Source organism: Streptomyces sp. NPDC001781 (assembly GCF_053596035.1).
This window is the reverse complement of record NZ_JBSFFI010000020.1, coordinates 38,470-55,635: the sequence shown is the minus strand read 5'-3', so window position 1 is coordinate 55,635 and position 17,166 is coordinate 38,470. Positions and strand designations below refer to the sequence as shown.

Genomic DNA, 17,166 nt, shown 5'->3' with positions numbered 1-17,166 from the left:
GGTGCCTCCTGTCATCCGAGGAGGGGCGAGCGATGAGTACGGCGGAGGATACGGTCGGCGGCGAGGCCGACGCGTGGGCCGAGGTCACCCCGGACGCGGCCCGGCGGCTGCTCGTCGCCGCCGTGGAAGCCTTCGCCGAGCGCGGCTACCACGCCACCACCACCCGTGACATCGCGGGCCGCGCCGGGATGAGCCCGGCCGCGCTCTACATCCACTACAAGACCAAGGAAGAGCTGCTCCACCGGATCAGCCGCATAGGGCACGACAAGGCGCTCGACATCCTGCGCACCGCCGCGCGCGGCGAGGGCAGCGCCGCCGAGCGTCTCGCCGACGGCGTCAGCTCCTTCGTCCGCTGGCACGCGGGGCGCCGCACCACCGCCCGCGTCGTGCAGTACGAACTGGACGCGCTCGGCCCGGACGCCCGCGCCGAGATCGTCGCGCTGCGCCGCCAGGTGGACGCAGAGGTGCGCGGGATCATCGAGGACGGCGTGGCCGCCGGCGAGTTCGACGTGCCCGACGTGCAGGGCACCACGCTCGCCGTCCTGTCGCTCTGCATCGACGTGGCCCGCTGGTTCAGCGTGGACGGCCCGCGCACCCCCGAGCAGGTCGGCGAGCTGTACGCGGGCCTCGTCCTGCGGATGGTCGGAGCCCGCTGACCCCGACGCCCGCCTGCCGGGATCAGAAGTGGTACCGGGACACCGACTCCGCCACGCACACCGGCTTGTCGCCGCCCTCGCGCTCCACGGTGAAGGCGACCGACACCTGGACCCCGCCCGGCACGTCCTCCACGTCCGTGATCACCGCGGTGGAGCGCAGCCGGGAGCCGACCGGCACGGGGGCGGGGAAACGGACCTTGTTGGTGCCGTAGTTGACGCCCATCTTCACGCCCTCGACCGCGATGAGCTGCGGCCCGAACAGGGGGAGCAGGGAGAGGGTGAGGTAGCCGTGCGCGATGGTGGTGCCGAAGGGGCCCTGGGCCGCCCTCTCCGGGTCCACGTGGATCCACTGGTGGTCGCCGGTGGCCTCCGCGAACAGGTCGATCCGCTTCTGGTCGACCTCCAGCCAGTCGGTGTGGCCGAGCTGCTCGCCCACGGCCGCCTTCAGCTCGTCGGGGGAGTGGAAGGTCCTCGGTTCTGCCATGATCCCGGCCTCTCGCGTCGTCAGTCTAAGCAACTGCTTAGCATGGTGGGGTGGGCGACGCCTGTCAACGGCTCGTCCGGCCCGGCGGGTCGGTAGGCTCGGGACGGTGCCCCAGCTTCCCGAAAAGATCCACGAGCTGACCGTAGGCCAGTTGTCCGCGCGTAGCGGCGCCGCCGTCTCCGCCCTGCACTTCTACGAGTCCAAGGGCCTGATCAGCAGCCGCCGCACCTCGGGCAACCAGCGCCGCTACACCCGCGACACCCTGCGCCGGGTCGCCTTCGTGCGCGCCGCCCAGCGGGTCGGCATCCCGCTCGCCACGATCCGCGAGGCGCTCGCCGAGCTGCCCGAGGAACGCACCCCGACCCGCGCGGACTGGGCCCGGCTCTCCGAGGCGTGGCGCTCGGAACTGGACGACCGGATCGACCAGCTCAACCGGCTGCGCGACCACCTCACCGACTGCATCGGCTGCGGCTGCCTCTCCCTGGCCACCTGCGTCCTGTCCAACCCGGACGACGTCTTCGGCGAGCGCGGGGCCGGATCCCGCCTGATGCGGGAGGAACGGGGGCGGCGTGCACACTCCTGAACTTGTCGCCGCGCTTGAGGAGATCGGCGTGGTGTTCAACGGTAAGGCGAGCCGCGCCGAGTTCGGCTGCGCCCGCTACTGCTGCACCGCCGAGGACGCGGCGTATCTGCGCACCCCCGACTCCCGCGTGCCGGCCGGGCTGCTGAACCGCTTCATGTACAAGGGCGCGCACCATTTCACCGACCACGAGGCCGCGATGCGCCGCCTGCTGCCCCAGTGCGCGCACGCCATGGCCGACGGGACCCTGGAGAGCGACGGCTACGCCCCGCACGGCCTCAGCCAGGGGGACTGGCGGTCGTGGCCCGGCCCGCAGGCACGGGCGGTCGAGACCTTCGTACGCGCCTGGTGGCGAGCGGCACTCCGCACCCCCGAGCCGCCCTACCCGGCCCCGGACATGTTCGAGACCGCCTGCGCGATCCTCGGCGAGGTCACCGGCCCGCTGGCCGACTGGTCACCCGGCCCCGAGGCGGACGCCCACCTCGCCACCTGCCTGCGGCAATGGCTGGACGACCTGATGCTGGACCGCCGTCCGGGCTTCCTGTGGGAGCCCTCCACCACCACGCTCACCGAACTCCGGAGCTGGCTCGGCGAGCACGCCCCGGCCCGCCTCCGCGCCCTGGGCCTGACCGGCCTCGCCGACCGCACCGCCCTCCTCGCGCTGCCGTACGACACGCGCTGGAGCGACCTCTACTGGTCCCGCTGAGCACCGTGCTCCGCCAGCCCCGCCGCCACCAAGCGGGCGTTGGACGAGGCGCGTCCACCGTCCGGCAGGAACAGCGTGTCCTCCAGCCCGACACGGGTCGCCAGGCCCAGTCGTCCCGCGAGCCGCAGCACCGGCCACGCGCCCCCGTCCTCGCCGTGCAGCAGGACGGGACGGCCGTGGGCCGGGCCGAGCTCGGCCAGCAGGGCGTGCGCGGTCGCCTCGGCGGTCGCCGGGCCGGTGTCCGTCACCTCCGCCAGCACCCGCAGCACGCGCGGCCCCAGCGGCGAGGCAGCGAAGCGCGCCGCGCCGTCGGTGCCGGACCAGATGCCCGCCTCGACCCCGACGCCCCGCGCCAGCAGCAGCCCGGCCAGCTCCTCGGCGCCCGGCTCGTGCCAGTTGACCGAGGCGAAGTCGGGCAGCACCGACCAGGAGCGCACCCGCGCCAGCCGCTCGGCCGGATCGGGTTCGGCCCAGGCGCCGGTGGTCACCCCGACCGGCACCCCGGCCCGCCCGCGCAGCGCCTCCACCACGGGCCCCACGACGCGTGCGGACAGGGACTCCCGCCCGCACGGCGTCCGGGGATGCGCATGCACCTCCGTGGCCCCGGCGGCGACCGCCTCCGCGGCCGACCGGGCCAACTCCCCGGGCATCAGCGGGACGTGCGCCCCGTCCACCGCCGCTCTGCTCCCGTTCAGGCAGACCTGCACCGGACCATGGTGCCGTACCCGCTCAGGCCGACATCAGCAGCCGCTCCCGCCGCGCCGAGGCCAGGGCGTCGTCGGTGAGCACCGGGCGCGGCACCAGGATGCCGCAGTCGGCGCACACCGGCCCGGCCGACGGCTCGTGATCCAGGCCGTACCGCCACACCAGCCGCTCGCCGTCGCACACCGGGCAGACCGAATCCGGCCGGCGCTCCAGGGCGCTGATGAGCCGGTGCAGCACGTCGGCCAGCGGCTCACGGGGGTGCAGCCCCGGGTCCTCGCACCAGGCGACACCGAAGCCGCCCCAGGTCATGCGGTGCCAGTCGTCGACACTGCCCGGCCTGCGCAGGCCGTCGTGCTTCTCCTTCTTCCGGCGTTCCGCGAAATCGGCCTCGTAGGTCAGCCACACCGCGCGGGCCTGCTCCAGCTCCACCAGTGCGGCCACGAGCCGCGCCGGGTCGGGGGAGCGGTCCTCCGGACCGAAACCGGCCCGCCCGCACAGATGGTCCCAGGTCGCCCGGTGCCCGTAAGGAGCGAACCGCTCCAGGCACTTGCGCAGTGAGTAACGCCGCAGCGCCAGATCACATCGCGGATCGCGCACCTGTCTCGCCAGACTTCGGAATCCGGCCATCGCCCTGCACCTCCGTCACACCTGTGTCCGCTCTTCGCTCACCTCGGCGTCGCCGTACGGCTGTCGCGCGACGTCGCCGGATAGACGTGTCGCGGGCCGATCCGGCTCCATCCGATCTCCGACGCCCTCCCGTGACGCGTTCCGGGACGACCGCCGGGCATCGGCCCTGAGTCGCCGTCAAACTTGACGCATGTTCATCTTCGTTCGCGGGGATACCGGCGGTAACGTCCGGCCCATCCCCGTCCGGAGGAGCTGCCATGCCACGGCGCACCCCACGTAACGCGTTGTCCGACAGACTCAGAACTCCTCGCACACTCTCCGGGTTCCTGAAGACGGCCTCGATATGCGTCCTGATCGCCGGTTGTCTTTCACCGCTCGGTCAGGCGGCGGCCGCCACCAGCGCTCCCACCGCAGCGAACGACTACTGTTCCGGCCAGTGTTCGGACATCCTTCCGCCGGGTGAGAACGGCAATGCCACCCTGGCGCAGATCCTGCTCAACCAGGCTTTCGGCACCCAGCCGGCGCACGCCGAGGACCAGCTCGGCCCCTACGCGAATCTCGCCACCGGCCACCCCGGCCTGACCGACGCGAAAATCAACAACTTTTTCAACGACGCCTCCTTCGGCGTCCCCGCCGCCCAGGTCGCCTCCGCCGAGAAGCCCGCCGGGCGCACCGACGTCACGATCGTCCGGGACAAGAGGACCGGGGTGCCCCACATCACCGGCACCACCCGCTACGGCACCGAGTTCGGCGCCGGTTACGCGGCCGGACAGGACCGGCTCTGGCTGATGGACGTGTTCCGGCACGTCGGCCGGGGCCAGTTGACCGGCTTCGCCGGCGGTGCCCCCGCCAACCAGGGCCTGGAGCAGGAGTTCTACCGCCAGGCGCCCTACACCGAGGCCGACCTCCAGGCCCAGATCGACGGCGCCGTGGCCAGGAACGGCGAGCGCGGACAGCAGGCCCTCGCCGACGTCACCGCCTACCTGGACGGCATCAACGCCTACATCGACGCCTCCGACCACGGCCGTTACTTCCCCGGCGAGTACGTCCTCACCGGCCACAAGGACGCCATCACCAACGCCGGCACCATCGACCACTTCAAGGTCACCGACCTGGTCGCGCTCGCCTCGGTCGTCGGCACCCTGTTCGGCTCCGGTGGGGGCGGCGAGGTGAACAACGCCCTCTCCCTGATCGCCGCCCAGTCCAGGTACGGCGTCGAGGAGGGCACCCGCGTCTGGGAGTCCTTCCGGGAGCGCGACGACCCCGAGGCCGTCCTCACCCTCCACGACGGACAGCGCTTCCCGTACGCCACGCGCCCCGACAGCCCCCAGGGCCGGGCCCTGCCCGACGCCGGTTCGGTCACCCAGGAGCCGCTGGTCCACGACCGCACCGGCAGCGCGGGCACCGCGACCGCCAGGCGGTCCTCCACCGCCGCCGCCAGGGACACGCTCAGCTCGGCCCGGCGCGGCATGTCCAACGCCCTCGTGGTCAGCGGCAAGCACACCGCGAGCGGTCACCCGGTCGCCGTCTTCGGCCCGCAGACCGGCTACTTCGCCCCGCAGCTCCTGATGCTCCAGGAGATCCAGGGCCCCGGCATCAGCGCCCGCGGCGCGTCCTTCGCCGGCCTGAGCATGTACGTCGAACTGGGCCGCGGCCAGGACTACTCCTGGAGCGCCACCACTTCCGGCCAGGACATCATCGACACCTACGCCGTCGAGCTGTGCCAGGACGACCACCACTACCTCTACCGGGGCACCTGCACCGCGATGGAGCAGGTCGAGCGGAAGAACGCCTGGAAGCCCACCGTGGCCGACGGCACCGCCGCCGGTTCCTACGCCATGCGCGTGTGGCGGACCAGGTACGGGCCGGTGCAGTACCGGGCGACCGTAGGCGGGAAGAAGGTCGCCTACACCACGCTGCGCTCCTCCTACCTGCACGAGGCCGACTCCATCATCGGCTTCCAGATGCTCAACGACCCCGGTTACGTGAAGGGCCCCGAGGACTTCCAGAAGGCCGCCCAGCACATCAACTTCACCTTCAACTGGTTCTACGCCGACTCCGCGCACACCGCGTACTACAACAGCGGCGACAACCCGGTCCGCGCCGCCGGTGTCGACGCCGAGTTCCCGGTGTGGGCCCGGCCGGCCTACGAGTGGCGGAACTGGGACCCGGCCGCCAACACCGCCGACTACACCCCGCCGAGCGCGCACCCGAACTCCGTCGACCAGGACTACTACATCTCCTGGAACAACAAGCAGGCCGAGGAGTACACGGCCGCGCCCTGGGGCGAGGGTTCGGTGCACCGGGGCGATCTCCTCGACGACCGGGTGAGCAGGCTGGCCGCGCAGGGCGGGGTCACCCGGACCGAACTGGTGCAGGCCATGGCGGACGCGGCCCTGGCCGACCTGCGCGCCGAGGACGTGCTGCCCGAGCTGCTGAAGGTCGTCAACTCCGCGCCGGTGAGCGACCCGACGGCAGCGGCCGCCGCGACCAGGCTCCAGACGTGGCTGGACGCGGGGGCCAGGCGGACCGAGACGTCGGCGGGGTCGAGGAAGTACGCCGACGCCGACGCGGTCCGCGTCCTGGACGCCTGGTGGCCGCTGCTGGTGAAGGCCGAGTTCGAACCCGGCCTGGGCAGCGACCTGTACGGCGCCTTCACCGCCAACCTCCCCGTGGACGAGGCGCCCTCCGCCGGACACGGCCCGACCGGCTCGCACGCCGGCAGCTCCTTCCAGTACGGCTGGTGGAGCTATGTCGACAAGGACATACGGGCGGTGCTCGGTGAACCGGTGCAGGGCGGTCTCTCCCGGAAGTACTGCGGCGACGGCAGCCTCTCCGCCTGCCGGGACGCCCTGCTCGGAACGCTGAAGCAGGCCGCCCAGCTCACCGCCGCCCAGGTCTATCCGGGTGACGACCTGTGCTCGGCCGGGGACCAGTGGTGCGCCGACTCGATCCAGCACCGCACCCTGGGCGGCATCAAGCACGGCAACATCAGCTGGCAGAACCGGCCGACCTACCAGCAGGTCGTGGAGTACACCTCACACCGCTGACGGCCCCGGAAGCGGCGGCCCCCCCCCGCGGGGGGCCGCCGTGCTCAGCGGTACATGAGGTACTTCGCCCGCACCCGGCGGAAGGCCGCCAGCTCCCCGTGCCAGGCCGCCGCCACCTCGTCCGCCCCCGCCCCGGCGTCGATCATCGTGCGCACCCGCTCCGAACCGGTCAGCTTGTCGATCCAGTCGTCCGGCCGCCACGCGAAGCCGTCCCACACCCGCCGTGCCGTCACCAGCAGCGTCACCCCGGTGAGCACCGGGTCGAAGGCCGCCGGATCGTGCACATGGAGCTGCACCCCGCCGACCGTCCTCCCCTGGAACTTGGAGAACGTCGGCGCGAAGTACGCCTCCCTGAACCGCACCCCCGGCAACCCCGCCCTGTTCGCCTCCTCGGCCCAGCGGCCGTCGATGCCCTCGGCGCCGAGCAGTTCGAAGGGGCGGGTGGTGCCCCGGCCCTCGGAGAGGTTGGTGCCCTCGAACAGGCAGGTCCCGGAGTACACCAGGGCGGTGTCCGGGGTCGGCATGTTCGGGCTCGGCGGCACCCAGGGCAGCCCGCAGTCGCCGAAGAACATCCCGCGCCGCCAGCCGGTCATCGTCACCGTCTCCAGCGGCACCGGCCTGTCCAGGAACTCCCCGTTGAACAGCCGGGCCAGCTCCGCCACCGTCATCCCGTGCGCCTGGGCGACCGGCCGCCGGCCGACGAACGTGGCGAACTCCTCGTGCAGCACCGGCCCCAGGGCCGCCCGTCCGGTCACCGGGTTCGGCCGGTCCAGCACCACGAACCGCCTGCCCGCGAGCGCCGCCGCCTCCATGCAGTCGTACAGCGTCCAGATGTACGTGTAGAAGCGGGCGCCCGCGTCCTGGATGTCGAAGACGACCGTGTCCACACCGGAGGCGGTGAAGACGTCGGCGAGCGCCTGACCGCTCTTCAGATACGTGTCGTACACCGGCAGTCCGGTCGCCGGGTCCTCGTACCGCCCCTCCGAGCCGCCCGCCTGGGCGGTGCCCCGGAAGCCGTGCTCGGGGCCGAAGACGGCGGTCAGCCGCACCCGGTCGTCCGCGTGCATGACGTCCACGATGTGCCGGACGTCGCGGGTGACGCCCGTCGGGTTGGTGACGATCCCGACCTTCCGGCCCGCGAGCGTCGCGTAGCCGTCGGCGGCCAGCCGCTCGAACCCGGTGCGCACCCGGTGCCCCGCGCCGGCGTCCGAGGCGGGGGCCGGGACCCCGGCCCCGACGGCGGCCGTGGCGGTGGTGGCGAGCATGCTCCGTCTGGACAGCGTCATACGGGGACCTCCGTGAGCGCGGCGGGTGCCATGACCACGGGGACGCTAGTGCCTGGCGGCCCGGCAGGGAACGCGCCGGACCGGGGACCGTCGGGGGATTCCCCTTCCCTCCGGCATACCGACTGGTTAGTCTGGCGCCGCGGTGGCCGGATCGCCGCACACAGCCACAGCTCGAAGGAGGCCGCTGGTGGAAGCCGTGCAGGACGCCGGAGTCGTCGTCACCGGGGCGGGCGGGGGGATCGGGGCCGCGCTCGCCCGCCGGTTCGCCGCCGAGGGCGCCCGGGTCGTCGTCAACGACCTCGACGCCGACAAGGCCAAGGCGGTGGCCGAGGAGATCGGCGCGGTCGCCGTGCCCGGCGACGCCTCCGGCATCGTGGCCGAGGCCCGTGCGGCACTCGGCGGCGCCATCGATGTCTACTGCGCCAACGCGGGCGTCGCCTTCGAGGACGGCGCCCCGGGCGGCCCGCTGGACGAGCGCTCGTGGGCGGTGTCCTGGGACGTCAACGTGATGGCCCACGTCCGCGCCGCCCACGAGCTGCTGCCCGAGTGGCTGGAACGGGGCGGCGGGCGGTTCGTCTCCACCGTCTCCGCCGCCGGGCTGCTCACCATGATCGGCGCCCCCTCGTACAGCGTCACCAAGCACGGGGCGCTGGCCTTCGCCGAGTGGCTGTCCCTCACCCACCGCCACCGGGGCGTCAAGGTGCACGCCATCTGCCCGCAGGGCGTGCGCACCGACATGCTGGCCGCCACCGGCAGCGCCGGCGACCTGGTGCTCCAGCCCACGGCCATCGAACCGGACGAGGTGGCCGACGCCCTCTTCGCGGGCATGGCCGAGGACCGTTTCCTGATCCTGCCCCACCCCGAGGTGGCCGAGTACTACCAGGCCCGCGCCGCCTTCCCGGACAAGTGGCTGGGCGGCATGAACCGGCTCCAGCGCGCCTGGGAGGACTCCCGCTGACCCGGCCCCGCCGCGGGATGGGAAGATCCTCCGGCGGGAGACCGTTCCCGCGCCAGTGACGACAGTCGGCGGACCCGACGGAAAGGCAGGTGGCGGCAGTGCCCAGAACCACGGACGGAGATGCCGCGCCCGTCCCGCGGCGGCTGCTGGACGCCGCGACCCGCCTCTTCGCCGACCAGGGCTACGACCGCACCTCGGTGCAGGAGATCGTCGAGGCCGCCGGAGTCACCAAGGGCGCGCTCTACCACTACTTCGGCTCCAAGGACGACCTGCTGCACGAGGTCTACGCGCGCGTGCTCCGCCTCCAGCAGGAGCGCCTGGACGCCTTCGCGGACGCCGACGAGCCGGTGGAGAAGCGGGTACGGGACGCCGCCGCCGACGTCGTCGTCACCACCATCGACAACCTCGACGACGCGATGATCTTCTTCCGCTCGATGCACCACCTGAGCCCGGAGAAGAACAAGCAGGTCCGCGCCGAACGCCGCCGCTACCACGAACGGTTCCGCGCGCTCATCGAGGAGGGCCAGCGCGAGGGCGTGTTCTCCACCGCCACCCCGGCCGACCTCGTCGTGGACTACCACTTCGGCTCCGTCCACCACCTCTCCACCTGGTACCGCCCCAAGGGCCCGCTCACCCCGCGGCAGGTCGCCGACCACCTGGCCGACCTCCTCCTGCGCGCCCTGCGCCCCTGAGCCCGCGCGTGAGGGGCGCCCGTAGCGGCGGGCGCCCCTCACGTACGGGCGCGTCGCTACAGGTACTTCTTCAGCTCACGCCGGGCCAGCGAGCGCTGGTGCACCTCGTCCGGGCCGTCCGCCAGCATCAGCGTGCGGGCACCCGCGTACAGGTCGGCCAGCGGGAAGTCCTGGCTCACCCCGCCCGCGCCGTGCAACTGGATCGCGCGGTCCAGGATCTCCACCACCGCGCGCGGCGTGGCGATCTTGATGGCCTGGATCTCGGTGTGCGCGCCCCGGTTGCCGACCGTGTCCATCAGCCAGGCCGTCTTCAGCACCAGCAGCCGGAGCTGCTCCACCGTAACCCGCGCGTCCGCGATCCAGTTCTGCACCACCCCCTGCTGCGCCAGCGGCTTGCCGAACGCGGTACGGGACACCGCCCGCCGGCACATCAGCTCGATGGCACGCTCGGCCATACCGATCAGCCGCATGCAGTGGTGGATGCGCCCCGGACCGAGCCGGGCCTGCGCGATGGCGAAGCCGCCGCCCTCCTCGCCCACCAGGTTGGCCACCGGCACGCGCGCGTGGTCGAAGACCACCTCCGCGTGCCCGCCGTGCGAGTGGTCCTCGTACCCGAAGACCCGCATGGCCCGCTTCACGGTCACACCGGGCGTGTCACGGGGGACCAGCACCATCGACTGCTGGCGGCGGAGGTCCTCGCCGTCCGGGTCGGTCTTGCCCATCACGATGAAGATCTTGCAGTCGGGGTTCATCGCCCCGGAGATGTACCACTTGCGGCCCGTGATGACGTATTCGTCACCCTCCCGCTCGATGTGCGTGGTGATGTTGGTGGCGTCCGAGGAGGCCACCTCCGGCTCGGTCATGGCGAACGCCGACCGGATCTCCCCGGCCAGTAGCGGCTCCAGCCACCGCTTGCGCTGCTCGTCGGTGCCGAACTGCGCCAGCACCTCCATGTTCCCGGTGTCAGGCGCCCCGCAGTTCAGCGCGGTCGGCGCCAGCTGCGGGGAGCGGCCGGTGATCTCGGCCAGCGGCGCGTACTGGAGGTTGGTCAGCCCGGCGCCGTACCCGGCGTCGGGCAGGAAGAGGTTCCACAGGCCCTGCCGGCGGGCCTCGGCCTTCAGCTCGTCCACCACCGCCGGGGTGTCCCAGGGCGAGTCCAGCAGCGCCCGCTGCTCCTCGGCGATCCTCTCGGCCGGGTACACGTGCTCGTCCATGAAGGCGAGCAGACGGGTCCGGAGTTCCTCGGTGCGCGCGTCGAACGCGAAGTCCATCTGCTCAGCCTTCCTGAAGGGTGGTCAGTCCGTGGTCGATGAAGACGGGCACCAGGTCCCCGATGCGGTCGAAGCCGCCGCCCACCGTCTGGCCGAGGGTGTAGCGGTAGTGAATGCCCTCCAGGATCACGGCGAGCTTGAACCAGGCGAACGCGGTGTACCAGTCGATGTCCGAGACGTCCCGCCCGGAGCGCTCGGCGTACCGCTCGACCAGCTCGGCGGGCGTCGGGTGGCCGGGGGCCTCGGCGGTGGTGGAGACGGGGGAGTGGGCCATCCCGAGCGGCCGGCTGTACATCACCAGCAGGCCGAGGTCGGTGAGCGGGTCACCCAGGGTCGACATCTCCCAGTCGAGGACGGCCTCGATCCGGTCGCCCTCACCGATCAGCACGTTGTCCAGGCGGTAGTCGCCGTGCACCACGGCCGGCGCCGGGGAGGCGGGCAGCGAGCGCCCGAGCGCCGCGTGCAGCTCGTCCACACCCGCCAGTTCACGGTTGCGGGACGCGTCGAGCTGCTTGCCCCAGCGGCGGAGCTGACGGTCCAGGAAGCCCTCGGGCCGGCCGAAGTCCGCGAGGCCCACCTCGGCGGGGTCGACCGCGTGCAGCTCGACGAGGGTGTCCACCAGGGACAGCACCGCGCTCCGGGTGCGCTCGGCGCCGAGCTGGGCGAGCTGGTCCGCCGTGCGGTACGGGGTGCCCTGGACGAACTCCATCACGTAGAACGGGGCGCCCAGCACCTCGTCGTCCTCGCACAGCAGCACCGGGCGGGGGACCGGCACCCGGGTGGGGTGCAGGGCGCTGATCACCCGGTGCTCGCGGCGCATGTCGTGCGCGGTGGCCAGGACGTGGCCCAGCGGGGGACGCCGCACGACCCAGCGGGAGGTGCCGTCGGTGACGGCGTAGGTGAGGTTCGACCGTCCGCCCTCGATCAGCCTGCCGGTGAGCGGACCGGCCGTCAGGCCGGGCCGCTCACGGTCGAGCAGTGCGCGCAGCCGGTCGAGATCGAGTCCGGGCGGGTGGTCGGCGCTCATACATCACTCCTACGAACGGGTGAACAGGAACGCGTCACATGATGCCGACCGGTCGGTATGCCGTCCAGTGTGTGCGCCGCAAAGCGTGCGCCGACGTGACCGGGCACACGCCGGGCGGCGGGTGGTGCCCGGCGCGGTCACGGGCCCAGTGGTCGTCCCGGTCGCCCTCGTGCCCGGCGTGCCGGTGGCCGTCGTGCAGACAGCCCTCAGCTCACCAGCACCGCCGCGCACACCGCCAGCGCCAGCGCACACCCCGTCGCCGCCCATGCCAGGCGCCGGGTGAGCGCGGGGGGTACCGGGCTCGCCGCCAGGGTGCCGATGCGCAGATGGGCCAGGGCCAGGAGGGCCAGCCAGCACACACAGCAGAGCAGGACCAGCACCGCCCCGGTCAGCGGACCCGCCGTCCGCACCGACGCCCGTACGGCAAGTACGGCGGTCACCGTGCCCGACAGGGTCGTACGCCGCCACGCCAGCCGGGTGCGCTGCGGCTGGAGGCCCGCGTCACGGGCCGGAGCGGTCATCCCGCCCGTCCGGCCAGCACCACCACGACCATCGCCACGGCCACCACCGCCACCAGCAGGCTCAGCACCGCGGGGAACCGGGACACCGGCAGGTCCTCGCCCCGCCGCATCGCCTGCTCGCAGCGCACCCAGTGGTGCACCGCCCGCAACGCGCACAGCACCCCCGCGACCAGCAGCGCCAGGGCCAGCCCCACCCGCCACGCCCAGCGCAGATGCGGCAGGAACTGGTCCACCGCGAAACCGCCGCCGATCAGCGCCAGCGCGGTCCGCAGCCAGGCCAGGAAGGTCCGCTCGTTGGCCAGCGAGAACCGGTAGTCCGGGGTGGTGCCCTGGTCCCGCACCCGCTCGGGTTCGAGCCAGAGCCGGACGTTGCGTACGAATTCGCTCACAGGCCGGACCCTACCGGCGTGTCATCCCGCCGCCCGGAACGCCTTCAGCCGTTCGTACGCGGCCAGCCCGTCCGGCACCCACTCCCACTCGCCGAGCCGCTCGGCGACCTCCTCGTCGGTGAGGAAGGCGTGCCACTGCACCTCCTCCACCTGCGGCCGGACCGGCAGGTCGCAGCGCACCTCGTACACCGCCGACCACCACCCGTGCCCGGCCCCGTCCTCGTAGAGGAACTTGAAGAGGTACGTCGGCTGGGGCAGCCCGCTCACCCCCAGCTCCTCCTCCGCCTCACGCAGTGCCGCCTCGTCGTAGGACTCGCCGGCGCCGACCACCCCGCCCACGAACAGGTCGTACAGCGCGGGGAAGACCAGCTTGGTGGCGGTGCGCCGGTGCACGAAGAGGCGGCCCTCGGCGTCGCGGACCTGGATGAAGGCGCAGCGGTGGCGCAGCCCCGCGGCGTACGCCTCGCCGCGCGGGGCCTGGGTGACGACACGGTCGTGCTCGTCCACGATGTCGAGGATCTCGTCGGCGGGGTTCATCCCGCCATCCAAGCAGCTCAGTTCCGCTGGAGATCCCGTACCGGCCGTTCCTCGGCCGTGCCGCACGGCATCGCCGGATGCATCCCCAGCAGCACGATGCCCCCGACGACCGCCGCGAGCCCGGCCGCCTCCCAGGCCAGCGCCCCGGTGTCGGTGTGCAGCCGGTCGCCCAGGAAGCCGACCCCGCACAGGATGCCCGCGAGCGGCTGGGCGGCGGTCAGCGCGGGCAGCGACATGCGCAGGGGAGCCGTCTCGAACGCGCTCTGCACCAGCAGCAGCCCGGTCACCCCCAGCGCCAGCACCGCGTACGGATGCCCGCCTGTGATCAGTTCCGTGAAGCCGCCCTCGCGGAAGCGGATGCCGCTCACCCGGGTCAGCGCGTCCTGCACGCCGTAGAGGAGCCCGGCGGCCGTCGCCAGCAGCACCGGGCTCCAGGTGGTCCGCCGGCGTTTCGCCCAGCCGGCCAGCACCAGCGCCACCGCCACCATCACGCCGAGGATCAGCCAGTGCCGCACCGGATCGGTGACGGCGGTGCCGCCGCGCGGCCGGCCCGCCAGGATGAACGTGCTCACCCCGCCCGCCAGCAGCACCAGCCCCGCCCAGCCCTGCCGGCCCAGCGGCTGGCCGGTCTGCCGGCGGGACAGGGCGAGCGCGAACAGCAGGTTGGTGGCGAGCAGCGGCTCCACCAGCGAGATCTCGCCGCCTGCGAGCGCCACCGCGCCCAGCGCCATGCCGGCCACCATCAGCGCGGTACCGCCCAGCCAGCGCGGTACCCGCATCAGGTCCAGCAGCAGCCTGAAGGACAGGAAGTCGCTCGGGGGCGCCCCGCGCGCGACGTTCTGCTGAAGCACGAACCCGAACCCCAGGCACGCCGCCGCACCCACGGCGAGGAGGAGAACCAGAACGGACACGCTGCGTACCTCGATCATCGGCCGGGCCACGATTGCGTAGGGGCCGACTGTAGCGCCCCACAAGGACGGGACTGCGGAGAGTGCCCGGAACCGGACATGTTTCGGCGGAACCGCCCGGTCATGTTCCGTCCCGCCGCCCACGGGCGCCATGGCGTACGCCACACCCGGCGCCCCCGACCCGGACTGACCGGCGCCGACCAGGGCACACGTGACCCAAGTCCCTCTGCTGCCGCGGTGGTTGGACGGAGCAACACTTCGATTCCGCTTGACGCAAACCTAGGCGGGGAGTTTGCTGTGAGTGATCGGCCGATGGCAGCCCGAAAAACAGGAAGTCCCGCGGTGCCCCTGACCCCGCCCCCGCCCGTCACAGACCGGGCCCCCTCGGACCCGCCCGGCGGCACCGCCCCGGAGCACTCCGGCACCTTCGACGCCGCTCTCGGCGACGCCGAACTCCTCGCCGCGCGCGCCGCCCTGGCCGAGGGCCGCTGGCAGTCCGCCCGCTCCCTGCTGCTGCACACCGGTGACGAATGGGACCGCCGGGGCCACCGCGTCACCGTGCTCGCCGCCGAGCCCGGCGCCCACGGCCGGGCCGGGCAGTGGCTGCTCACCGAACCCGACTCCGCCGACGCGGCCACCTTGCTCGCCCTGGCCCTGGTCCACCGTGCGCTGCGCGGCGAGGCGGACCCCGAGCACGCCCGCGACGCCTGCCGCACCGCCGCCGGCCTGGCGCCCGCCGACCCCACGCCCTGGCTCGGGCTGCTCCTGCTGGCCCGCGGCACCGGCCCCGAGGCGGAACTCACCGCCGCCTTCAAGGAACTGCGCGCCCGCCACCCCGAGCACCACCACGGCCACCACCTGCTCGTCGCCGGCCTCGCCGAACGCCCGCCCGGCGGCCCCGAGTCCCACGAGGCGTACGACACGGCCGAGCGCGCCGCCGCCGAGGCCCCCGCCGACTCCCCGCTCGCCGTCCTCCCGGTCGTCGCGTACGCCGAGCGCCACCGCGTCCTCGCCGCCGCCGGTCTCGCCCCCGCCGTCCCCGGCCCGGCCCCCTGCGCCCACTGGTCCGGCCCCCGCGCCCGGCGGGTGCTGCGGGCCGCCTTCGACTGGTGGCTGGAGTGGGAGCACGACGAGCACCCCCGACGCCACCTCGACCTCAACCACCTGGCCTTCGCCATGTCCGCCGCCGGGCGCCCCGCAGAGGCCGCCGTCCTCTTCCACCGCATCGGCCCGCACGCCACCCGCGCCCCCTGGTCCTACACCGGCCAGGACCCCTCGGCCGCCTTCCACCAGGCCCGCGCCCACGCCCTGGCCACCGGCTGACCGCCGCGGTCGATCCCCCGCCGGCACTGGCCCCGACGCCCCCACCCGTGCTCGAATGACGACGTGACCCCCGAACCGGACCGGCACACCCCCGATCCCGCCGAGGACCCCGACGCGCACGGCAAGCCCATCGGCCGCCGCCTGTTCCTCGGGACCCTCGGCCTGGGCGCGCTCGGTGTCGCCACCGCGCCCTGGCTGCAACGCGGCGCCGAGAGCGCGCTCGGCGCCCTCTCCGGCCAGGACCCCACCGGCCTGAGCGGTCTGCTGCCCAACGGGGGCGGTTTCCGCTACTACTCCGTCGCCGCCTCCGTCCCGCGCAAGGGCCCCGCCGACTACCGGCTCACCGTCGACGGCCTGGTGGACCACCCACGTGCCTACACCCTGGCCGACCTGCGCGACCTGCCCCGCACCCGGCTGACCAGGGACGTCCAGTGCGTCACCGGCTGGCGTGTGCCCGCCACCCCCTTCGAGGGCGTCCGCCTGAGCGCCCTGCTGGACGCGGCCGGCGTCCGCCCCACCGCCAGGGCCGTCCGCTTCACCTGCTTCGACGGCACCTACACCGAGAGCCTCACCCTCGACCAGGCCCGCCGTCCCGACGTCCTGGTGGCGCTGCGCATGCAGGGCAAGGACATCGGCCACGACCACGGCGGCCCCGTCCGCCTCTACGTCGCTCCGATGTACTTCTACAAGTCCGCCAAATGGCTCTCCGGCATCACCGTCGGCGACCATGTCCAGCCCGGTTACTGGGAGAGACTCGGCTACGACGTCGACGCCTGGGTCGGCCGCTCGAACGGACGGACGGATGACCCTACGAGCTGACACCCCGGCCCCGCCGAGTGCCCGCGTGCACCGCTTCACCCCCGCCGAACGCTGGGTCCACCGCACGGCCGCCGCCCTCATGGCCGTCTGCGTGGCCACCGCCGCCTGCCTCTACGTGCCCCAGCTCGCCGTCCTGGTCGGCCGCCGTGAACTCGTCGTACGCGTCCACGAGTGGGCCGGGCTCGCACTGCCGGTGCCGGTGCTGCTGGGCCTGGTCTCCCGGGCGTTCCGCGCCGACCTGGGCGCGCTCAACCGCTTCGGCCCGCACGACCGGCGCTGGCTGCGCGCCGCACTGCGCCGGGACCGGCGGTACTCGGAGCGCCCCGCTGGCAAGTTCAACGCGGGGCAGAAGATCTACACGGCCTGGATCGCCGGGGCCGTCCTGGTGATGCTCGGCACCGGCCTGATGATGTGGTTCACCCACCTCACCCCGCTGCTGTGGCGCACCTCGGCCACCTTCGTCCACGACTGGCTGGCCCTCACCGTGGGCGTGGTCCTCGTGGGACACATCGGCAAGGCCCTCGGCGACCCCGAGGCGCGGCGGGGACTGCGCACCGGCACCGTGAGCCGGGAGTGGGCCAAGCGGGAACACCCGCTGTGGCGCCCCTGAGCCCGCGGGCTCGGCGC

General features: G+C 73.2%; 19 protein-coding genes. 9 read left to right on the top strand and 10 right to left on the bottom strand.

Annotated features, from left to right (window positions below; genetic code table 11):
- Positions 1-32: 32 nt before the first annotated feature.
- Positions 33-656: a TetR/AcrR family transcriptional regulator gene (locus tag ACWCV3_RS19510; RefSeq protein ID WP_451225369.1), complete on the top strand. Its 624-nt coding sequence runs from the start codon at positions 33-35 to the stop codon at positions 654-656.
- Between the two features lie 22 nt (positions 657-678).
- Here the strand turns inward: ACWCV3_RS19510 and ACWCV3_RS19505 are convergent, their stop codons facing one another.
- A complete protein-coding gene (locus ACWCV3_RS19505) occupies positions 679-1,140 on the bottom strand; it encodes a MaoC family dehydratase (RefSeq protein WP_451225366.1) in 462 nt (153 codons plus the stop codon).
- A 106-nt stretch (positions 1,141-1,246) separates the two neighbouring features.
- Here ACWCV3_RS19505 and soxR point away from each other — a divergent pair, with 106 nt between their 5' ends.
- Together soxR and ACWCV3_RS19495 are read left to right on the top strand one after the other, a co-directional pair.
- Positions 1,247-1,723 carry a redox-sensitive transcriptional activator SoxR gene (soxR, locus tag ACWCV3_RS19500; protein ID WP_451225364.1) on the top strand — a complete coding sequence of 159 codons (477 nt, stop codon included), beginning with the start codon at positions 1,247-1,249 and terminating at the stop codon, positions 1,721-1,723.
- Complete coding sequence (locus ACWCV3_RS19495) at positions 1,710-2,426, top strand: hypothetical protein (RefSeq protein ID WP_451225361.1); 717 nt, start codon at positions 1,710-1,712, stop codon at positions 2,424-2,426. The genes soxR and ACWCV3_RS19495 overlap by 14 nt, the downstream gene beginning before the upstream one ends.
- On the opposite strand, the gene ACWCV3_RS19490 is transcribed toward ACWCV3_RS19495, so the two are convergent.
- Positions 2,411-3,133: a 3-keto-5-aminohexanoate cleavage protein gene (locus ACWCV3_RS19490; RefSeq protein WP_451225358.1), complete on the bottom strand. Its 723-nt coding sequence runs from the start codon at positions 3,131-3,133 to the stop codon at positions 2,411-2,413. The genes ACWCV3_RS19495 and ACWCV3_RS19490 overlap by 16 nt on opposite strands.
- Positions 3,134-3,155: 22 nt before the next feature.
- A complete protein-coding gene (locus ACWCV3_RS19485) occupies positions 3,156-3,758 on the bottom strand; it encodes a hypothetical protein (RefSeq protein WP_451225356.1) in 603 nt (200 codons plus the stop codon).
- Between the two features lie 257 nt (positions 3,759-4,015).
- Between ACWCV3_RS19485 and ACWCV3_RS19480 the strand changes: the two genes are divergently transcribed.
- Positions 4,016-6,808, top strand: coding sequence for a penicillin acylase family protein (locus ACWCV3_RS19480; protein ID WP_451225353.1), 2,793 nt, complete (start codon positions 4,016-4,018; stop codon positions 6,806-6,808).
- Between the two features lie 44 nt (positions 6,809-6,852).
- Here the strand turns inward: ACWCV3_RS19480 and ACWCV3_RS19475 are convergent, their stop codons facing one another.
- Positions 6,853-8,094, bottom strand: a complete 1,242-nt coding sequence (locus ACWCV3_RS19475; RefSeq protein WP_451225351.1) for an exo-beta-N-acetylmuramidase NamZ family protein — start codon at positions 8,092-8,094, stop codon at positions 6,853-6,855.
- Between the two features lie 184 nt (positions 8,095-8,278).
- Here ACWCV3_RS19475 and ACWCV3_RS19470 point away from each other — a divergent pair, with 184 nt between their 5' ends.
- A complete protein-coding gene (locus tag ACWCV3_RS19470; protein ID WP_451225503.1) occupies positions 8,279-9,052 on the top strand; it encodes an SDR family oxidoreductase in 774 nt (257 codons plus the stop codon).
- Between the two features lie 98 nt (positions 9,053-9,150).
- On the top strand, positions 9,151-9,744 hold the full coding sequence (locus ACWCV3_RS19465; protein WP_451225348.1) for a TetR/AcrR family transcriptional regulator: 594 nt from the start codon (positions 9,151-9,153) through the stop codon (positions 9,742-9,744).
- Positions 9,745-9,800: 56 nt separating this feature from the next.
- Here the strand turns inward: ACWCV3_RS19465 and ACWCV3_RS19460 are convergent, their stop codons facing one another.
- From ACWCV3_RS19460 to ACWCV3_RS19435, 6 genes are all read right to left on the bottom strand, one after another.
- The gene (locus ACWCV3_RS19460; protein ID WP_451225345.1) at positions 9,801-11,015 is read right to left on the bottom strand and encodes an acyl-CoA dehydrogenase family protein; all 1,215 of its coding nucleotides are present in this window, start codon (positions 11,013-11,015) and stop codon (positions 9,801-9,803) included.
- Between the two features lie 4 nt (positions 11,016-11,019).
- The gene (locus ACWCV3_RS19455; RefSeq protein ID WP_451225342.1) at positions 11,020-12,042 is read right to left on the bottom strand and encodes a phosphotransferase family protein; all 1,023 of its coding nucleotides are present in this window, start codon (positions 12,040-12,042) and stop codon (positions 11,020-11,022) included.
- 206 nt (positions 12,043-12,248) lie between these two features.
- Positions 12,249-12,563 (bottom strand): DUF202 domain-containing protein, encoded by a 315-nt coding sequence (locus ACWCV3_RS19450; RefSeq protein WP_451225339.1) that lies wholly within the window; start codon positions 12,561-12,563, stop codon positions 12,249-12,251.
- Positions 12,560-12,952 (bottom strand): YidH family protein, encoded by a 393-nt coding sequence (locus tag ACWCV3_RS19445; protein WP_451225336.1) that lies wholly within the window; start codon positions 12,950-12,952, stop codon positions 12,560-12,562. Before ACWCV3_RS19445 ends, ACWCV3_RS19450 begins: the two co-directional genes overlap by 4 nt.
- Before the next feature lie 21 nt (positions 12,953-12,973).
- Positions 12,974-13,489 carry an NUDIX hydrolase gene (locus tag ACWCV3_RS19440; RefSeq protein ID WP_451225333.1) on the bottom strand — a complete coding sequence of 172 codons (516 nt, stop codon included), beginning with the start codon at positions 13,487-13,489 and terminating at the stop codon, positions 12,974-12,976.
- A 17-nt stretch (positions 13,490-13,506) separates the two neighbouring features.
- Positions 13,507-14,418 (bottom strand): DMT family transporter, encoded by a 912-nt coding sequence (locus ACWCV3_RS19435; protein WP_451225331.1) that lies wholly within the window; start codon positions 14,416-14,418, stop codon positions 13,507-13,509.
- A 327-nt stretch (positions 14,419-14,745) separates the two neighbouring features.
- Between ACWCV3_RS19435 and ACWCV3_RS19430 the strand changes: the two genes are divergently transcribed.
- From ACWCV3_RS19430 to ACWCV3_RS19420, 3 genes are all read left to right on the top strand, one after another.
- A complete protein-coding gene (locus ACWCV3_RS19430) occupies positions 14,746-15,720 on the top strand; it encodes a hypothetical protein (protein ID WP_451225500.1) in 975 nt (324 codons plus the stop codon).
- Between the two features lie 63 nt (positions 15,721-15,783).
- Positions 15,784-16,539 carry a molybdopterin-dependent oxidoreductase gene (locus ACWCV3_RS19425; protein ID WP_451225328.1) on the top strand — a complete coding sequence of 252 codons (756 nt, stop codon included), beginning with the start codon at positions 15,784-15,786 and terminating at the stop codon, positions 16,537-16,539.
- The gene (locus tag ACWCV3_RS19420; protein ID WP_451225325.1) at positions 16,523-17,149 is read left to right on the top strand and encodes a cytochrome b/b6 domain-containing protein; all 627 of its coding nucleotides are present in this window, start codon (positions 16,523-16,525) and stop codon (positions 17,147-17,149) included. The genes ACWCV3_RS19425 and ACWCV3_RS19420 overlap by 17 nt, the downstream gene beginning before the upstream one ends.
- The last annotated feature ends 17 nt before the right edge of the window (positions 17,150-17,166 follow it).

Excerpts from the sequence above, each read along its gene's own strand:
- ACWCV3_RS19455 (WP_451225342.1), bottom strand. The coding sequence starts at position 12,042 with ATGAGCGCCGACCACCCGCCCGGACTCGATCTCGACCGGCTGCGCGCA.
- ACWCV3_RS19505 (WP_451225366.1), bottom strand. The coding sequence starts at position 1,140 with ATGGCAGAACCGAGGACCTTCCACTCCCCCGACGAGCTGAAGGCGGCC.
- ACWCV3_RS19435 (WP_451225331.1), bottom strand. The coding sequence starts at position 14,418 with ATGATCGAGGTACGCAGCGTGTCCGTTCTGGTTCTCCTCCTCGCCGTG.
- ACWCV3_RS19450 (WP_451225339.1), bottom strand. The coding sequence starts at position 12,563 with ATGACCGCTCCGGCCCGTGACGCGGGCCTCCAGCCGCAGCGCACCCGG.
- ACWCV3_RS19440 (WP_451225333.1), bottom strand. The coding sequence starts at position 13,489 with ATGAACCCCGCCGACGAGATCCTCGACATCGTGGACGAGCACGACCGT.
- ACWCV3_RS19475 (WP_451225351.1), bottom strand. The coding sequence starts at position 8,094 with ATGACGCTGTCCAGACGGAGCATGCTCGCCACCACCGCCACGGCCGCC.
- ACWCV3_RS19420 (WP_451225325.1), top strand. The coding sequence starts at position 16,523 with ATGACCCTACGAGCTGACACCCCGGCCCCGCCGAGTGCCCGCGTGCAC.
- ACWCV3_RS19485 (WP_451225356.1), bottom strand. The coding sequence starts at position 3,758 with ATGGCCGGATTCCGAAGTCTGGCGAGACAGGTGCGCGATCCGCGATGT.
- ACWCV3_RS19460 (WP_451225345.1), bottom strand. The coding sequence starts at position 11,015 with ATGGACTTCGCGTTCGACGCGCGCACCGAGGAACTCCGGACCCGTCTG.
- ACWCV3_RS19510 (WP_451225369.1), top strand. The coding sequence starts at position 33 with ATGAGTACGGCGGAGGATACGGTCGGCGGCGAGGCCGACGCGTGGGCC.
- ACWCV3_RS19480 (WP_451225353.1), top strand. The coding sequence starts at position 4,016 with ATGCCACGGCGCACCCCACGTAACGCGTTGTCCGACAGACTCAGAACT.